The 17,036-nt window shown below is 71.5% G+C and carries 11 protein-coding genes; 2 read left to right on the plus strand and 9 right to left on the minus strand.

Going from position 1 to position 17,036, the window contains the following annotated elements:
• Positions 1-24: 24 nt before the first annotated feature.
• The 8 genes from Van01_RS08875 to Van01_RS08910 all read right to left on the minus strand — a co-directional run bounded on the left by Van01_RS08875 (position 25) and on the right by Van01_RS08910 (position 13,218).
• Positions 25-5,115: a DNA repair ATPase gene (locus Van01_RS08875; protein ID WP_239098953.1), complete on the minus strand. Its 5,091-nt coding sequence runs from the start codon at positions 5,113-5,115 to the stop codon at positions 25-27.
• Positions 5,108-7,129, minus strand: coding sequence for a flotillin family protein (locus Van01_RS08880; protein ID WP_204003589.1), 2,022 nt, complete (start codon positions 7,127-7,129; stop codon positions 5,108-5,110). Before Van01_RS08880 ends, Van01_RS08875 begins: the two co-directional genes overlap by 8 nt.
• 141 nt (positions 7,130-7,270) lie before the next feature.
• Positions 7,271-7,903, minus strand: coding sequence for a hypothetical protein (locus tag Van01_RS08885; RefSeq protein ID WP_204003591.1), 633 nt, complete (start codon positions 7,901-7,903; stop codon positions 7,271-7,273).
• Between the two features lie 119 nt (positions 7,904-8,022).
• Positions 8,023-8,619, minus strand: coding sequence for a hypothetical protein (locus tag Van01_RS08890; protein WP_204003593.1), 597 nt, complete (start codon positions 8,617-8,619; stop codon positions 8,023-8,025).
• On the minus strand, positions 8,616-9,122 hold the full coding sequence (locus tag Van01_RS08895) for a sigma factor-like helix-turn-helix DNA-binding protein (protein WP_204003603.1): 507 nt from the start codon (positions 9,120-9,122) through the stop codon (positions 8,616-8,618). Before Van01_RS08895 ends, Van01_RS08890 begins: the two co-directional genes overlap by 4 nt.
• A gap of 337 nt (positions 9,123-9,459) precedes the next feature.
• A complete protein-coding gene (gene purD / locus Van01_RS08900; protein WP_204003608.1) occupies positions 9,460-10,710 on the minus strand; it encodes a phosphoribosylamine--glycine ligase in 1,251 nt (416 codons plus the stop codon).
• A gap of 85 nt (positions 10,711-10,795) precedes the next feature.
• A complete protein-coding gene (locus Van01_RS08905) occupies positions 10,796-11,734 on the minus strand; it encodes a type IV toxin-antitoxin system AbiEi family antitoxin domain-containing protein (RefSeq protein WP_204003610.1) in 939 nt (312 codons plus the stop codon).
• A gap of 194 nt (positions 11,735-11,928) precedes the next feature.
• The gene (locus tag Van01_RS08910; protein WP_204003613.1) at positions 11,929-13,218 is read right to left on the minus strand and encodes an adenylosuccinate synthase; all 1,290 of its coding nucleotides are present in this window, start codon (positions 13,216-13,218) and stop codon (positions 11,929-11,931) included.
• Positions 13,219-13,343: 125 nt separating this feature from the next.
• Here Van01_RS08910 and Van01_RS08915 point away from each other — a divergent pair, with 125 nt between their 5' ends.
• Together Van01_RS08915 and Van01_RS08920 are read left to right on the plus strand one after the other, a co-directional pair.
• Positions 13,344-14,342 (plus strand): diacylglycerol kinase family protein, encoded by a 999-nt coding sequence (locus Van01_RS08915; protein ID WP_204003616.1) that lies wholly within the window; start codon positions 13,344-13,346, stop codon positions 14,340-14,342.
• 76 nt (positions 14,343-14,418) lie between these two features.
• Positions 14,419-16,422, plus strand: a complete 2,004-nt coding sequence (locus Van01_RS08920; RefSeq protein ID WP_204003619.1) for a MinD/ParA family ATP-binding protein — start codon at positions 14,419-14,421, stop codon at positions 16,420-16,422.
• A gap of 63 nt (positions 16,423-16,485) precedes the next feature.
• Here Van01_RS08920 and Van01_RS08925 read toward each other — a convergent pair whose 3' ends face one another.
• Positions 16,486-16,914, minus strand: a complete 429-nt coding sequence (locus tag Van01_RS08925; RefSeq protein ID WP_204003623.1) for a DUF3151 domain-containing protein — start codon at positions 16,912-16,914, stop codon at positions 16,486-16,488.
• Positions 16,915-17,036 lie beyond the last annotated feature (122 nt).

Here is a 17,036-nt window from a genome sequence, read left to right on the forward strand (position 1 = left end):
GGGACCCTTCCCTCGCCTTGGTGCTCAGCGTTCGGTGGCGCGGCCGATGGCGGCGGCGACTCCGCCGACCCGGTCGGCGAGCAGGCCGAGCGCGCCGACCGCCCGGTCGACCGGATCGTCACCGGCCCCGCCGAGCGCCCGGGAGCGCTGGAATGCCTCCTTCACCTCGGCCCAGCGGGCGGCCTGTTCCGGGGTGAGCCGGCCGCGCAGCTCGGCGAGCTTGAGCAGGTTGGCCTCCGCGCCGGCCGCGAGGGTCTGCGCCTCACCCAGGTAGTGGTCGTCGATCACCGCCTCCAGCTCCTCGTCGGTGAGCACCGGGACGATCCGCTCGGCCAGTTTGTTCATGTTCCGGTACGACCCCTGGAGCTGGAACGGTGGTTCGGTGCGGGCGTCGTCGGACTGCGCAGCCGAGGCGATGTACGCCTGGTTGTTGGCCAGCACCACCTGCTGCACTCGCAGCAGCTTGCGCAGCACCGAGACGACCTGCTCCAGCTCCACCGGCTGGTACGGGTGGGACAGCTGGTCGGCACGGACCGTGTCGTCGCCACGGGCCATCCGCACCAGCAGCTCCAGGTCGGCGCGGTCCCGACCGGAGAGCGGTGCCAGCAACGGGTTCGCGGTAAGCGCGTTCTCGACGTAGCTGAGCGCGAAGACCTCCTCGCGGCCGGAGAGCACGTCGCCGAGGTTCCACACGTCGGCCCGGTTGGCGAGCATGTCCGGCACCCGGAATCGCTTCCCCGACTCGGTGTACGGGTTGCCCGCCATGCAGACCGCGAACCGCTTGCCGCGCAGGTCGTAGGTGCGGGTGCGGCCCTCCCAGACGCCCTCCATCCGGCGCTGCCCGTCGCAGAGCGAGATGAACTTCTGCAACAGCTCCGGGTTGGTGTGCTGGATGTCGTCCAGGTAGAGCAGCACGTTGCTGCCCAGCTCCAGGGCGAAGGAGATCTTCTCGACCTCCTGCCGGGCGGTGGCGTCGGGCGCCTCCGCCGGGTCCAGCGAGGTGACCTTGGTGCCCAGGGCCGGCCCGTTGACTTTGACGAAGACCAGGCCGAGCCGACTGGCCACGTACTCCATCAGGGTGGTCTTGCCGTAGCCGGGCGGCGAGATCAGCAACAGCAGGCCGGACTGGTCGACCCGCTTGCCGTCGCCTGTCGCGCCGAGCTGCCGGGCCAGGTTGTCGCCGATCAGCGGCAGGTACACCTCGTCGAGCAGCCGGTTACGGACGAAGGCGTTCATCACCTTCGGTCGGTATTCGTCCAGCCGCAGCCGCTCCCGCTCGACCTCCACCAGCTCGTTGCGTCGCCGCTGGTAGTCCCGGTACGCCGGCACCAGCTCGGCGCGGAACGTACGGGTCCGGGCCAGCGTCTCGTCCAGCCGCACGTCGAGGGTGGAGCCCTCAATGCGCGGGTGTGCGCCGAGCAGACCGCCCACCGTCTCCGTCATCGTCGCCGCGCTGTTCTCCCGGGCCAGGTCGGGGCCGCACAGCTCGACGGCGACCGCCTCCGGCAGGTCGTACCCGGACAGGCCAGCCTCGTCGGTGGCCAGGAAGGCGGTCAGCCACGCCTCGATGAGCTGGTGGCGGCCGGCCAGGTCGGCACCGAGCGCCCGCAGGTCGTCGTCGAACTCGCGGGACGAGCGGGACTGCGGGCCGCCGAGCGCCCGACGGAACCGGTCCAGCAGGGTACGCGCGCCGCTGCCGGTGACGAACCGGACCGGCGGTGCGGCGAGTTCGGCGAACAGGTACTCGCCGGCGAGCGCGGTGCCGGCGGGCGGTACCGGCAGTCCGGCGTCGCGCAGGAACATTTCGATCGCCTCGGCCAGTTGGCCGCAGAGCAGATCGGCGGCGTCCTCGCCGTCGGGACGGCCGAACCGCGCCCGGGCCCGGGCCAGCGAGGCGGCGCGCGCGGACCAGGTCAACCGGGTGGGCTCGTCGGTGGCGAACCGCCAGAAGAGTTGGGCGGCGGCGCGGTCGGCCGGCGGGTAGCGCAACAGTCCCGCTCCGGCGTGCAGGCGCAGCAGCACCCGCAGGATCTCGGCGGCGTCGTGGTCATGCACGCCGCGCTCGTATCCCTCGTCGTATCGGCTCTCGGCGACCCTTCGGACCAGGTTCCGCAGCCCGTCGGCGTCGACCGCCGCCGCGTGCAGCGCGTCCAGGTCGAGCCCGTCGCGGCCGGCCTCGGCGGCGGCCAGGATCGCGGTGGCCAGGTACTCGGACCGGTACACCTGCGCCGACTCGGAGACCAGCAGTTGGTCCCAGAACCGCCGGGTCTGCTGGAACTCCTCATCGCGTACCGGGGCGCGGTAGTCGGTGCCGGTCACCGCCACCACCATCCGGCCCTCAGCCGGCACCACCGCCACGTCGATCGGTTGGGTGTTCACCGCGAAGCGGTGCCGCCCAAACCGGATCGTCTCGCCGCCGTCGGCGTACAGGTCGAGGCGGTCGCGCAGGCCACGCCCGGCCTCCTGGCGGGCGGCCCGGACCCGGCCGTCCAGCTCCTCGGCCCGCACCGCGTCGCCGAGGGTACGCAGCTCCTCGACCACCGTACGCAGCTTGTCCACCATCGGATCGGCGGCGAAATAGGTATTGATCTCGTCCAGCGAGCCGAGGGTGCCGGCCCGCCGGTGCACGCTCACCAGGATCCGTTCGGCGGAGGCTACGAGCCGGTCGGCCCGGCGGGCCCGCTCGTCCAGCAGTGCCTGCTTGCGCGAGGAGAACGCCTCGTAGATGTCGGTCCGCCGGGTGGCCAGCTCGGCGAGGAAGTCGTCGAACTCGCCGAACCGGGACTCCAGCTCCTCCACCCGCAGCAGCAACCGGCCCAGTTGCTCATCGCAGCGCTCGGCGGTGTCCGCAGCCGCCAGCGCGCCTGTCACCGCCTGCCCGAGCAGGGCGAACTCGGCGGCGAAGCCGGCCCGGCCCTCCGCGGCGGCCAGTTCCCGGCGGCGCTTGTCCAGCACCGCGCGAGCCCGGTTGACCGCGCCCAGGACCTCACCGACGCGCCGCAGGATGCCGGTGCGGACTGTCGCGTCGGCGATGTCCAGCCCACCGACCACGTCGGTGATGGTCTGAAGTCCATCGGTACGGGCGGCCAACTCGTCGCGGACGGTGCCCGCCTCGGCCACGGTGCCGATCTCGGCGGCCTTCGTGGCGAGCCGTTCCACCTCCTGCTGGTATCCGCCGAACGCCTCGTCGCGGCGCAGGAACTCGACAGCCCGACGGCCGGCCGCCGCCAGTTCCTCGTCCAGCCGCCCGGCCAGCTCGTCGATCCGGTCGTGGTCGACGTACCGCAGCTCACGCAGCGAATCCAGGTGCCCGCGCGCCCGGCGCAGGCCACCGAGCTGGGCGACCCAGTCGTCGGCGGTCAGCGGCGCCTCGCCCCGGGCCCGCCGGGCCAGCGAGGCGATCTGCTCGGCGCTGGAGTCCAGCTCGGCGCGGGCCCGCTCGGTGAGCGTCCGGACCTTCTCGTGTTCCTCCAGCACCCCTGCGGCGGTGCGACGCAGGCCGTTCAGCGGCGTGGCCAGGTCACCGAGTTCGTCCTCGCCGAGCCAGTGGTAGTGGTCGACGATCCGGGCGCAGGCGGCGATGAGCGCCTCGTAGACCCCGGCGGTGGCGGTCCCGTCGACCATTCTGGCCGCCGAGAGGCAGTCCGAGATGCCGCGTACCAGGTCGGCGTTGCCGACCCGCTCCAGCGGTCCGGTGCCGGCCGGCTGCGCCGCCGCGTACGCGTCCGAGACGTACGGTGTCTGCCAGACCTGCATCGGGTGCACCCGGGTCGGTTCCTCGGACACCGCCCGGAACACCACGAACGTGCCGTCGTCGAACAGCGAGAAGCCGTGGCACGGGATCGGTGCGGAGACCTCCTTGCGGATCGCGTTGTACGGCAGCAGCAGGGTCCGGCCATCGGCTCGGGCATGGAAGACGTAGAGCACGTCCTCACCGTTGGGCGAGCGCACCACCCGCTCGAACTCCAGGTCGGCGACGTCGGTGTCGAACGTCCGGGTGACGCCGGTGGCCAGGTGGTACCCGCCCGGGAAGATGATGCCGTGGTCCTCGGGGAGCCGCTGGCAGGCGACGCCGATGCCGTCGAGCCGGACCACCTCCCGGGTGAGCGTGTTGAACACCAGGTGCCGCCACTGCGTCTCCTTGTACGGCCGCAGCCGCAGCAGGATCAGCGGCCCCACCCGGGCCCAGTGCACGTCGGCGTCGGCGAGGCTCTGCAACGGCTCGTCCACCGGTTCGCTGTAGATGCCCTCGCCGACCTCGGTGTTGTTCTCCACCTTCACGGTGAGCGTGCCGCCGACCGTCTCCACGAAGACCTGACCGTCGATGGAGATGTGCGGATGCCGACCGAGGACGTGGTCCTCGCGGGTCGTCTCGGTCCACTCGAAGTCGTGCGAGGGCGGGAAGACGTGGTCCCGCTCACCTCGACTGTCCAGGTAGGTGGGTGTGCCGTCGACGTCGATCCGCCACCGCAGCACCCGGATGTCCTCGGTCCGCGGCCCGGTCTGGAACACCGCCAGCAGCCGGCCGTCGACCCGACGCAGTTGCAGCAGCCGGGCCTGCCGGTAGTAGCGGTACAGCTCACTGAAGTCCCTGACGAACTGCGGGTCGCGGAGCAGGCCGGGCAGCTCGTCGTGGCCCGCTTCGTCGAACCGGAACCCGCCCGCCGCCGCCCCATCGTCCCGACTCTCGCCGGGTTTCCCGGGCTTGCCGGGCTCCCGGGTGAACCGGTGCAGGGAGAAGACGTCGTCGACGGAGGTCTCCGGCTTCAACCCGATGAAGACGTTGTACCCGAACAGCATCAGCCCGCCCACCGAGACGATGTCCCGGGGTACGCAGTTGTGTTCGGTACGGATCCGCTCGGTGCTCAGCAGCCGCAGCTCGGTGCTGCCGAAGACCTCCAGCCGCCGGGCGTTGAGCGCCTCCGCCCGCCGGGCCAGTTCGCCAGCCTGGGTGGCGAGTCGCCGACGCAGCACCTCGTAGCTGCCGTCGTCCAGCCCGGGCCGGGTACCGGCGTCCGCCGCTGGCGGCCCGGTGGGGTCCGGTGCGGCCGGGGCCGGTCCGACGTCGCCGGGCGTACGCCCGACAGCGGCCGGACCGGCGGTCGGCTCACTCACCGGCGCGCTGCCGTGGGCCGGCCAGGGCGGCGACCGGGGTCTCCGCCACTCCGAGGCGCTGGGCGGCCTTCAGCAACTCCTGGAGCTTGCCCTTGTCCGCACCGCCGGAGCGCATCTGCTGCATCAGGAACGCCGACAGGGTGAGGTTCTGCACGTCCGCGCTGTCGATCGAGCCGACCATGCGGGCCAGGTCGTCGGTGAAGCTGGCGGTGCCGTCCAGCCACGGCTGGGTCAGGTTCTTCGCCACGTCGGAGTGGGCCACGAAACCGTCCACACTCTTGCCGTACGAGATCGAGCTGAGCAGCCTGTCGAAGAAGATGCTGTCGCCGCCGACGATGTCGATGTTCGCCTTCTCCAGACCGGTGGCTACCAGCTTGGCCTGCGCCTCGGCGACCTGACGCTGGGTGTCCAGCCCGGCCAGCCGGACCTCCTTCTCCAGTTCCAGGCGCAGTCGGTACTCCTCGTGCTCCCGGGTCGCGTCGTCAAGCGCGGCCATCGCGGCGGCCTTCTCGGTGAGACCTTCGGCCTCGCCCTTCAGCTTCTCGCGCACCGCCTCGGCGGCAGCCACTGCCTTCTCCCGCTCGACCGCGGCCTCGGCCCGTCCGACCTTCTCAATCGCCTCGGCGCTGCGCTCCTGGACCTGCACGTCGGCCAGACCGGCCGCTGCCGCCTCGGCCTGGACACCTTCGGCCAGCCGGATCTTCGCGCGGGTGTCCAGCTCGGCGGCCTGCTGCCGGGCCTCGGCCAGCACCAGTTCCTCGCGGGCCTTGTGCTTCGCCGCCGCCTCGGCGGCCTCCGCCGCCTTGATGTCCTTGACCAGGCTTTCCTGTGCCTCGGCCTCGGCCTGGATGACGAGCGCCTGGCGGGTCCGCTCGGCCTCCTCGACCACCCGCAGTCGCTTGATGTTCTCCTCCTGCTCGGCCACGGTCTTCTCCACCGCGATCCGCTCCCGGATCACCTCGGCGATGGCCCGCTTCTCGGCCTCGACCTCCTTGTCCTTGGCGATCGTGCTCAGCTCGGTCTCCCGGTCCCGGCCGATCACCTCCAGCAGGCGGTCCTTCTCGATCCGCTCGGTCTCGATGGCGATGACCCGCTCGCGGTTCTTCTCGGCGACCGCGATCTCCCGGGCCCGGTTCTCGTGCTGGACGCCCAACTGCTCGTCGGTACGGATGTTCGCGGTCTCCGCCCGCAGCCGCTCCTCCGCGCGTACCCGGGTGACCTCGGCCTCCTCGCGCGCCCGTACCGTCTCGATCTCGCGGCGCTGCTTGGCCTCGGCGTCCGCCTGCCGGCGCTCCAGTTCCAGGATCGCCTCCCGGGCGTCGACGTTCTGCCGGGTGATCTCCTTCTCCTCGCTGCGGCGGAACTCGTTGGTCCGCACGTGCTCCAGGGCGGTCAGCTCGGTGATCTTCCGGATGCCCTGGGCGTCGAGGATGTTCTTCGGGTCGAGCTGCGCCATCGGCGTCTGCTCCAGGAAGTCGATCGCCGCGTCCTCCAGGCTGTAGCCGTTGAGGTCGGTGCCGATCACCCGGATGATCTGATCGCGGAACTCGTCGCGTTTGGTGTAGAGGTCGACGAAGTCGAGCTGCTTGCCGACCGTCTTGAGCGCCTCGGAGAACTTCGCGTTGAACAGCTCCTGGAGCGTCTCCCGGTCGCTGGCCCGGGCGGTGCCGATCGCCTGCGCCACCTTGATGACGTCCTCGACTGTCTTGTTCACCCGGACGAAGAAGGTGATCCGGATGTCGGCGCGGATGTTGTCGCGACAGATCAGACCCTCGTTACCGGTCCGTTCGATGTCGATGGTCTTGACCGAGATGTCCATGATCTCGGCCTTGTGCAGCACGGGCAGCACGACCGCGCCGGTGAAGGTCACATCGACCCGCCGGACCTTGGAGACGATCAGGGCCTTGCCCTGCTCGACCTTGCGGAACAGTCGGCTGACCATGAACACCACGCCGAGCGCGACGAGCAGGACGACGGCGAGGAGTACACCTATACCAGTGGTGATGACATCCATGGCTGGGGCGCGCGGGCGATGACGACCGGCCGACGGGCCGGGCGGACGCCGCGCATCCTCCTTTCGGGGCGGCTCAGGGGCGGCATGGGGCGGACCGGCGGAAGGGGGTCGACCGGCTGCCCTCGACGGGTCGGGGGTGGGTTATTCGGGGATGTGTCTCATCGGGTCGAAGGCGGGTCCGGCGGGCATCACCCAGAAGAACTCGCCGTCGGTGTCGTAGTCGTAGATCAGCGCGGAGCTGCCGGCCGCCATCCGCTCGTCGCCCGGCTGCCGGATCTGCACCACCGCCGACGAACCATCGGCCGCGGTCACCTCGGCCTGGCCGAAGTCGGCGGTGACCGTACCGGTGCGTACGACGCAGAGGCGACCGACGAAGGAATGCCGGGTGGCGTCCGTCTCGGTCGGGAAAAGTCGACCCAGCGGGACCGCGATCAGGCGGGTCACCACCCAGGCGCAGACCGCGGCGGCCAGCAGGACGCCCACCGAGACGGCGATCCGGGTGCCGGAGCCGAGGCCGAGGCCGTCGAGCAGGGCGGTGCCGGCGAGGCTGACGAACCAGGCCACCGCCACGAGCAGGGAGAAGATGACGGCGCTCGGCACGCCACCCAGGCCGAGGCCGGCCAGTACGGTGCCCGGTACGCCGTCGACGTCGAGGTCGTCGCCGAGATCCAGCACGCCTGTCAATACCAGCAGCCAGTAACCGACGACGACAACCAGGAGGAAGCTGAACAGCACCGTCGGGAAGCTGAGCGCCGCGCCGAGAAAGTTGGTCACCGCGTCCTCCTCCCCGTCCCGGTGGGTCCTGACCAGCCACCGGCACGATGATCGTGACACGGGGTGTCAACGACCGGCGGTGGCCGATCGGCTGATCCAGGCGGCCTGACCGGTCAAGGTCAACGGAGATTGGCTTCGATGAGCGCGTCAAGCGTCGACGACCGGATTTCAGCCTCGGCCGCCGTGACCGCCATGAACCAGCTGCGCCCGTCCGGCGCCCAGGCCGAGAGGTACGCCGTGGAGGTGGCCGGTTCATCCGTGGCCAGCACCTCAGCGCGGGTCGACACGGTCACCTCACGGGGCGTACCGGGCAGGCCCAGCGGCGCCTCGAAGTCGAACACCACCACCAGCCGGGCCACCGGGCCGGTCCCCTCGTACGCCGACCGGGTGCCCGTCGGCACCACCTCCGGCCGAGCCATCCGCAACACCGCCTCGGTGGCGTCGACAGGTCGCAGATCGGGCGGCAGGCCCCGCAGCTCGGGCACGACCGGGCTGGCAGGTGGCCCGGCGACGGGAGGTGACGGTGTGCCGTGCCGGGCGGTCGCGGCCATGAAGACCGCCAACCCGACAACCGCGCACGAGGCGAGCGCGGCGGTGGTGGCCCGTACCTTCCGGCGGCGACGCAGGCGGGCCCGCACCGCCGGCACCGGGTCCCGGGCGGGCGGACCAGGGTCGGCGGTCCAGATCTCCCGCAGCGCGTCCCGGATGTCGGTCATCCCGCCACCTCCGATTCCGCGCGTACCCGGGTGGGCGGCAAACCGGCCCGTACGGTGCCGAGGGCGCGGTCGCGCAGCGATCGGACGGTCGCCGGTCGACGCCCGACCGCTGCCGCTATCGACTCGTCGTCCAGGTCGTCGAGATAGGTCATGACCAGCACCACCCGCTGCAACGGAGGAAGCCCGGCGAGCAGTCCGCGCAGTTGACTGTCGTCCTCCCGGCCCACCTCGCCGCCAGCCACCACCGGCGCGGTTGCCGCGACCTGCCGGGCCCGGCGGAGGATCGCCCGCAGCGGGCTCGTGTGCAGTCGGACCATCGTGACCTTGGCGTACCCGAGTGGGCCACGCCCGTCCAAGAGGCGATCCCAGGCGGTGGCCATCCGCACGTAGGTCTGCAGGAGGAGTTCCTCGGCGTGATCCGGATCGGCGGTGACCGCACGTGCGTACCGACGCAGCACCGGTGCGGAATCGCGTACGAACGTCTCGAACTCGTAAGCGTCCATCCCACCTCCTCACCGGTAAATAACGCCACCACCGGTGCGCCGAGTTGCAGTGCCGCCCCCGCGGTTTCGCCGACGGGCGGTACGACTCGCGACAGTGCGGGGATGAGCACCATCAGTGCCGAGTCGACAGTCCTGGCGGTCTGCCTTCTCGACCTGGGCAGACGGTAGCAACGTTCAGGCCCGGTCCATCACCCCGAGAGGCATACGCGTCAATGTCGGCATGCGCCCCCTATGGCGCACAGCACGGCCACCCCGCCGAATCGTGGTGAAGCAACACCAAAGTGGACAGTCGGCCGGGGTGCCGCCAGCGGCCGGAGAGCGTCCCCCGTGGACCTGGTCAGACGGGCAGGGCGATCTGGCCGTCGATCGCGGCGGCGGCGATGTCCCGCCGGTGATGCGAACCGGACAGGGTGATGCCGCGTACCACCTGGTAGGCGGCGTCCCGGGCGGCGGCCAGGTCCGGGCCGGTGGCCGTACCGCAGAGGACCCGACCGCCAGCGGAGAGCAGGGCGCCGTCGGCGGCCCGGCGGGCGGTGCCGGCGTGGATCACGCCCGGCTGCTCCCCCCCGGTGATCACGTCACCGGTACGTGGACCGGCCGGATAGCCCTCGGCCGCGACCACCACCGTCACGGCGGCACCGGAACGCCAGCGCAGCGGCGGATGGTCGGCCAGCGTGCCGGTGGCTGCGGCGTGCAGCAGCCCACCCAGCGGCGTCTCCAGCAGCGCGAGCACCACCTGGGTCTCGGGATCGCCGAAGCGGGCGTTGAACTCGATCACCCGAGGGCCGTCGGCGGTGATCGCCAGCCCGACGTAGAGCAGGCCGGAGAAGGGTGCACCCCGGCGGCGCATCTCGGTGAGCGTGGGGTGCACCACGTCACGCATGACCTCGTCCACCAGATCGGCAGGCGCCCACGGCAACGGCGCGTACGCCCCCATGCCGCCGGTGTTCGGACCGCTGTCGCCGTCACCGACCCGCTTGAAGTCCTGCGCCGGCAGCAAGGGCACCGCCGTCTCGCCGTCGGTCACCACGAACAGCGAGACCTCGGGACCGGCGAGATACTCCTCGATCACCACCCGGCCGCACTCGCGCGCGTGCGCCTCGGCAGTGGCGCGATCGTCGGTGACCACCACGCCCTTGCCGGCGGCGAGCCCGTCGTTCTTCACCACGTACGGCGGGTCGAACCGGTCCAGCGCGGCGGCCGTGCTCGCCTCGTCGGAGCAGGTGTACGCGCGTGCCGTGGGGACGCCTGCGGCGGTCATCACCTCCTTGGCGAAGGTCTTGGAGCCTTCCAGCCCGGCCGCCTCGGCCGACGGCCCGAAGACCGCGATGCCCTTGGCCCGGACCGCGTCGGCCACCCCGGCAACAAGCGGTGCCTCCGGCCCGACCACGACCAGGTCCGCGCCCACCTCGACGGCGAGCCCCGCCACCGCCACCGGATCGACCGGATCGACAGCCCGCAGCTCAGCCACCGCCGCGATCCCCGGATTACCGGGCGCCGCGATCAGCGCCTCAACGGACGGATCATCGGCCAACCCCAGCGCGAGCGCATGCTCCCGCCCTCCACCACCAAGCAAAAGAACCCGCACGCCGAGCAATCCTACCGACCCCCATTCTCAACCCCGTTGATCATGAAGTTATTGCTCCCGACACGCCGTAGGGCGGGCAACAACTTCATGATCGGTCACGACTGACGGCTACCTGCATCGCTTGTCGAACGGTCCAGGGGATGTAGTCGGGGTGGAGTGTGTCGGCCCAGGTGAAGCGAAGGACCGCCCAGCCTGCGTTGAGCAGCCGGTTCTGCCTACGGCGGTCAGCGAAGACAGCACCGGGGACATCGTGTGCCCCCTTCCCGTCGGCCTCCGCGATGATCCGGTGCCGCCGCCAACCCAGGTCACCGATGGCCAGCAGATAACCATCGTGGTCTCGTACTTCCATCTGGAGGACATCGGGCGGGACCCTGCCGTCAACACACCGCAACCGGGTACGCGTCTCCAGCGGAGACTGTGCCCGGCAATCCGCCTCGGTCAGGTAACCACGGGCCGCCACCGCCCCGCGCCGTCCCCGGATGAGGCGATGAACGTCTGACAGATCCGCATCTCTGACCAATCCCCGGTTCAGCGCTGAGTCGACGAGGCACACCGCCGGATAGCGGGTCAGCCTCAGGATGAGATCGGCGACGGTGCGTACCGGCTTCGTGGCGGGGATCCCGTTGACCGCCCCGATCTCTGTCGGCTTGATCGCGAGTTGGTGCAGCGTGACCCGAGGATCGGTCGGTCTCGTCGGTCTCGCGGCGACACCCGGAACCGAAACATGGATCTCTTCCGACCTGCGGACCCCTGCGATGTCGTGCAACTCGGCGGCCGTCGCCAGCACCGCGGCGGCATCGGGGCCGAATGACGCCACCGCCGCCCTGATCCGCGCCCGACGTGGCACTCCCTCGTGCAGCTCAGCATCCACCAGGTAGACACCTCTGGCGACCACGCGCCACCGGCCCGCACGGCAGAGACGCTGCACCTCGTGCACTGTCAGACCGGCGGCACGCGCCTGAGCCAGCGTGATCACCGAGTCCTGTGTGGCCGCCACCCGTCGCACCACAGTCAACGCATCCACCCAACTGACTGTCCCGGGCCGCGGTGATCGACTAAACCCCCTGTGGAAAACCAACCCCCACCTGTGGATAACTCCACCGACCCGAAGCGTTGATCATGAAGTTATTGCTCCGGACACGCCGTAGGGGTGACAACAACTTCATGATCAACGCGGGAGGTCAGGGGGGTGGGGGTGGGTGGGTGGGGGGTGGGGGTTTAGGGGAGGAGGGGGTGGCGGGTTACGTTTTCTTCGCGGCCGGGGCCTACGCCTACGACGCTGACGCGGGTGCCGCAGAGTTGTTCGATGCGGGCGATGTAGCTGCGGGCGTTCTCGGGGAGATCGTCCTCGGTGCGCGCCTTGGTGATGTCCTCCCACCAGCCGGGGTGCTCTTCGTAGACCGGAACGGCGTGGTGGAAGTCGGTCTGGGTCATCGGCATGTCGTCGACCCGCTTGCCGTTGATCTCGTAGCCGACGCAGATGGGCACGGTGGGCAGACCGGTGAGCACGTCCAGCTTGGTGATCACCAGATCGGTGACACCGTTGAGGCGGCAGGCGTACCGGGCGACGACCGCGTCGAACCAGCCGCACCGGCGCTCCCGGCCGGTGGTGGTGCCGTACTCGTGGCCGACCTTGCGCAGGTGCTGGCCGTTGTCGTCGAACAGCTCGGTCGGGAACGGTCCGGAACCGACCCGCGTGGTGTACGCCTTGCTCACCGCGATCACCTTCGTGATCGCGGTCGGCGGGATGCCGGTGCCCACGCACGCCCCGCCGGCCGTCGGGTTCGACGAGGTGACGAAGGGGTAGGTGCCGTGGTCCATGTCGAGCATGGTGGCCTGGGCACCCTCCAGCAGCACCGTGTCGCCACGGTCCAGGGCGTCCCAGAGCATCGCCCGGGTCTCCGCGATGTACGGCCGCAGCCGCTCCGCGTACTCCAGGTACTCCTCGATTGTGGCGTCGAGGTCGATCGCCTTGCGGTTGTAGACCTTGAACAGCACCTGGTTCTTCTCGCGCAGTGCGAGCTCCAGCTTCTTGCGCAGGATGCCCGGGTCGAGCAGATCCTGCACCCGGATGCCCATCCGGGCGACCTTGTCGCCGTACGCGGGGCCGATGCCGCGTCCCGTGGTGCCGATCCGCGAGCTGCCGAGGTAACGCTCGACCACCCGGTCCAGGGCCCGGTGGTGCGGCATGATCAGATGCGCGTCGCCGGAGATCCGCAGCCGGGACACGTCGACACCCCGCTCGGCCAGACCGTCGATCTCGCTGAGCAGCACCTTCGGGTCGACCACCACGCCGTTGCCGATGACGATCACGGCGTTCGGGGAGAGCGCGCCCGACGGCATCAGGTGCAGCGCGTACTTCTGCCCGTCCGGGGTGATCACGGTGTGGCCCGCGTTGTTGCCACCCGAGAAGCGGACGACGTAGTCGACCCGCTCACCCAGCTGGTCGGTAACCTTGCCCTTGCCCTCGTCGCCCCACTGAGCGCCGATGAGCACGATCGCTGGCATCTTCTCGCCTCCAGAAGGCTCGGGTGCCAGATGGCGACCGGTCAGCGAGCCCGGGGTGTCAGGTTAACAAGTAGTGACGGCACGGCCGGCAGGGGTCGCGTCGGGAACAGCAGGAGGAGCTACCCGTGTACGACGTGGTGCTGCTCACCCTCGGCTCCGAGCGGGACGCTCCGGGAGCCGGGTGTGGCAGCGGCGGAGCCTGCTGTGGTGGTGGCACCGACACCGCAACGGATCGCGAGGAACGCTGCGAGACCCCGCGCGTACCGGTACTGACCTGCGCCGATGCGCTGACGGCCCGGGGCGCCAGGGTCGAGACGGTGACCGCCCGGTCGGACGCCGAGATCGACGAGGTGCTGGCCCGGCTGGACGGGCCGCCGCGCCCCGACGGCCTCACCTGGCCGGACGCCGATGCCAAGACCCGGCTCGTGGTCGCCGTGGCCGGTGACGCACAGTTGCGCGCCGTGCTACGCCGGATGGTCCGGCGGTACGCGCCGCCGCCCAGTCGTCGCCCGGACGACCTGGCTGGCAACCGGACCGTGCCGGACCTGCCACCGGTAGGCGTACTGCCGCTCGATCCGGCCCGCAGCACCACGCACCGCGACCTCGCCGCGCAGCTCGGGCTGCCCCGCGATCCGGTGGCGGTGGCCGGTGCGGTGCTGGACGGCACGCCGCGCCGGCTCGATCTGCTGCGTCATGACGGCGGTTCGGTGACGTTGGACGGCGCGCTGCTCGGCGCGGCCGGCGACGACGGCACCCCACTGCCCTGGCGTGGTCGGGTGGAGGTGGACGACGCCGTGCTGTCGCACGGCGACGAACCGCTGCTGGCCTGCGCGATCGGCAACGCGGGTGGGTACGCCCGGCTCGACGACGTGACGTTGCTCGCCGGGCCGGACCCGACCGACGGGCTTGTCGAGGTGGCGGTGGCCGTACCGGTGGTCACCCGGTCGCGGTTGGGCCGCCGCCGGGTACGCCTGGAGGTCCGGCGGGCCCGGGGCCGGGCCGCGTCGGTGCTGCCTCGGGACGAGGCGACGCTGCCGTACCTGGACGACGGTGTGGCGGGACAGCTGACGCGCAAGCGGTCCTGGTGGACCGAGCCGGGTGCCTGGGCGGTCTGGACGCCCTGACCTGACCCGGTCGGCGCACCGCAGGCCGGGGTCGGCCACTGGGCCTATCCTCGTCAGGAGGAATGGGGAGGACACCGTGGTGGACGACAACGCCGACCGGGTGCACGTGCCCGGTCAGCACGGGATGCCGGAACGGGACATCGAACCACTCTGGCCACCGGAGCAGCTCGACAGCTTCGGCGCGCCCGCGTGGGATGCTCCGCCACCGGCGCCGCCGGCCGTGCCGCCTCCACCGGCGCATCCGTCGCCCGGGCAACCGACCGCCCCGCCCCCGCACCCGGGGCCGCCCCCCACCGCAACGGGGCCGACGCAGCCGCCGGGCCGGCCGGCACACGCGCCCGGTACGCCTCCGTCGCCCGCGGACTACCCGTCGTTGACGAACGGTGCGCCGACCGCCACCGGCTGGGAACCGGCACCGCGCCCCGGGCCCGGCCAGGTCGACCTGGATCTGCCGTTCACCCTCGACCCCTCCACCGCCCTGACACCCGCCCGCGACGGTGGGCCTGTCGACTCGGCAGCCCAGGGCCCGGCGGACGAGCCGACGGCCGCCGCCGACGACGAGGCCGACAACGGTGCGCCCCCGTCGGTGGCTCGACCGGCCGAATCGCCGTGGGCGCATCCGCCGCAGCGTTCCGGTGAGCTGGCCGCGCCCGCCGACACGTCGGCCGGCGCCTCCCGGCCCACCTGGGCCGGGCCGGCTCAACCGCTACCACCGATTCCGCAGCCGCTGCCGCCCCAGCAACCCGACCCGTTCCCCTTCGCCGCACCGCCGACGCCGCAGCACGGCAGCGCCCCAGTACCACCGCACGGCAGCGCCCCCATGCCACCGCACGGCAGCGCGCCAGTGCCACAACCGGGCGCGCCGCTGCCGCCCGTGTCACCCGAGGCCGGTACGCCGCCCGCGTCACCGCCGCCCGGTCCGCTACCGGCGGATGCCGGGCCGGCCGCACCGCCCGAGCCGATGCCCGTTCAGCCGCCGTACCCGGCAGCGCCGCCCGGTCCGTTCCCGCCGCAGCCGGCCTGGAACCCCGCGCCCTGGCAGCAGGGCCCGCCGCCGGTGGCACCGCCGGCACCCCAGCCCTACCCGCCGACGAACACCGCCTCGCGGGTGCCGTCGGCGTACGCGGAGCCGGCCTGGACCCCGGAAGCAGGTGCCGCGCCCACCGCCGAGGACTTCGCCCGCCGTCGCCAGGTACGCCCGGCCGACCCGGTCGCGACGACCGGGCTTCGTGCCGTGGTCAACAAGACGGGCCTGGTCAAGCTCCCGCCGGGGCGCCACGAGCTGGAGCGCAAGCGGGACATCGAGATGGTGCGTCGCAACTTCGGTGGGCTGCGGCAGGTGACGGTGGTCAACCCGAAAGGCGGTGCCGGCAAGACGGTCGCCATCCTGCTGCTCGCGATGACCTTCGGTCAGAATCGCGGCGGATACGTGCTGGCCTGGGACAACAACGAGACCCAGGGCACCCTCGGCATGCGCGCCCAGCAGGACTTCCACTCGCGTACGGTGCGGGACCTGCTCCGGGATCTCGGTCAGTTCCACGGTGCCCAGGGGCGGGTCGGCGACCTGTCCCAGTACGTCCGTTCGCAGGGCGAGGGGATGTTCGACGTGCTCGCCTCCGACGAGTCGGCCACCGGCGGTGAGATGCTCACCGCCGCCGCCTTCGGCGAGATCCGCGAGGTGGTCAGCCGGTTCTACAAGTTGATCTTCGTGGACACCGGTAACAACGTCCGGGCGCAGAACTGGCAGGCCGCCATGGACGCCACCGACCAGCTGGTGGTCACCATGTCCGCCCGTAACGACTCGGCCGAGACAGCCGCCCGGATGCTGGACCACCTGGAGCAGAGTGGGCGGCAACGGCTGGTCCGGCAGGCGGTCACAGTGGTCTCCATGCCGCCGTCCCGCAAGGAGATCGACCTGCCCGCGATCCAGGAGCACTTCGCCGCCCGTACCCGGGCGGTGCTGCTGGCCCCGTACGAGCGGCTCATCGACACCGGCGAACCGCTCCGGTACGCGCAGCTCTCGGCGGCCACCCGGGACGCCTGGCTCAAGATCGCCGCCTCGGTGGCCGAGGGCCTGTAGCGACGGTCTGTCGGCGCGCCGTCGATCCGAGGGTCGACGGCGCGCCCGCAGGTCGGCCAGATGTCAGTTACTGGCCAGGGCGTCAGCGGCGGCCGGGTCGCAGTCGCGGAGGAACTGGGCGCAGCGGGCCGCCTCGTCCGCCTCGCCTATCGCGTCCGCCGCCCGGGACAGCACGTACAGGCAGCGCAGGAAGCCACGGTTCGGCTCGTGCGACCACGGCACCGGCCCATGCCCCTTCCACCCGCTGCGCCGCAGCTGGTCGAGACCCCGGTGGTAGCCGGTGCGGGCGTACGCGTACGCCGGCACGACCTGGCCCTGCGCGAACGCCCGGGCGGCGAGCGCCGCCCACGCCCCGCTGTGCGTCGGGTACCGGGCCGCCACCTCGGCGAACGCCTCGTCGGTGCCGGCCTGCTCAGCTGCGACGAGCGCGGAGTCGGCCTCGACGTGCGCAGGCAGGAGCGTGGCGGGCGGCTCAGGTAGGAGGTTCTGCATCGCCCCATTCAACCCGCTTCGCACGGCAGCCCGCGAGGGGGTCCGGGGAGCCGGTCGGCTGAACGGCCGAGAGGTCTGTCACGCCTGCGGCCCATGCCGGCGTCGGGTCGGATCCATTACAA

The organism is Micromonospora andamanensis, assembly GCF_016863495.1.
Taxonomy (GTDB): domain Bacteria; phylum Actinomycetota; class Actinomycetes; order Mycobacteriales; family Micromonosporaceae; genus Micromonospora; species Micromonospora andamanensis.

Bases quoted from the DNA above. Each gene is read 5' to 3' on its own strand.
- Van01_RS08895 (WP_204003603.1), bottom strand. From the start codon at position 9,122: ATGGACGCTTACGAGTTCGAGACGTTCGTACGCGATTCCGCACCGGTG.
- Van01_RS08910 (WP_204003613.1), bottom strand. From the start codon at position 13,218: ATGCCAGCGATCGTGCTCATCGGCGCTCAGTGGGGCGACGAGGGCAAG.
- Van01_RS08880 (WP_204003589.1), bottom strand. From the start codon at position 7,129: ATGGATGTCATCACCACTGGTATAGGTGTACTCCTCGCCGTCGTCCTG.
- Van01_RS08925 (WP_204003623.1), bottom strand. From the start codon at position 16,914: ATGCAGAACCTCCTACCTGAGCCGCCCGCCACGCTCCTGCCTGCGCAC.
- Van01_RS08890 (WP_204003593.1), bottom strand. From the start codon at position 8,619: ATGACCGACATCCGGGACGCGCTGCGGGAGATCTGGACCGCCGACCCT.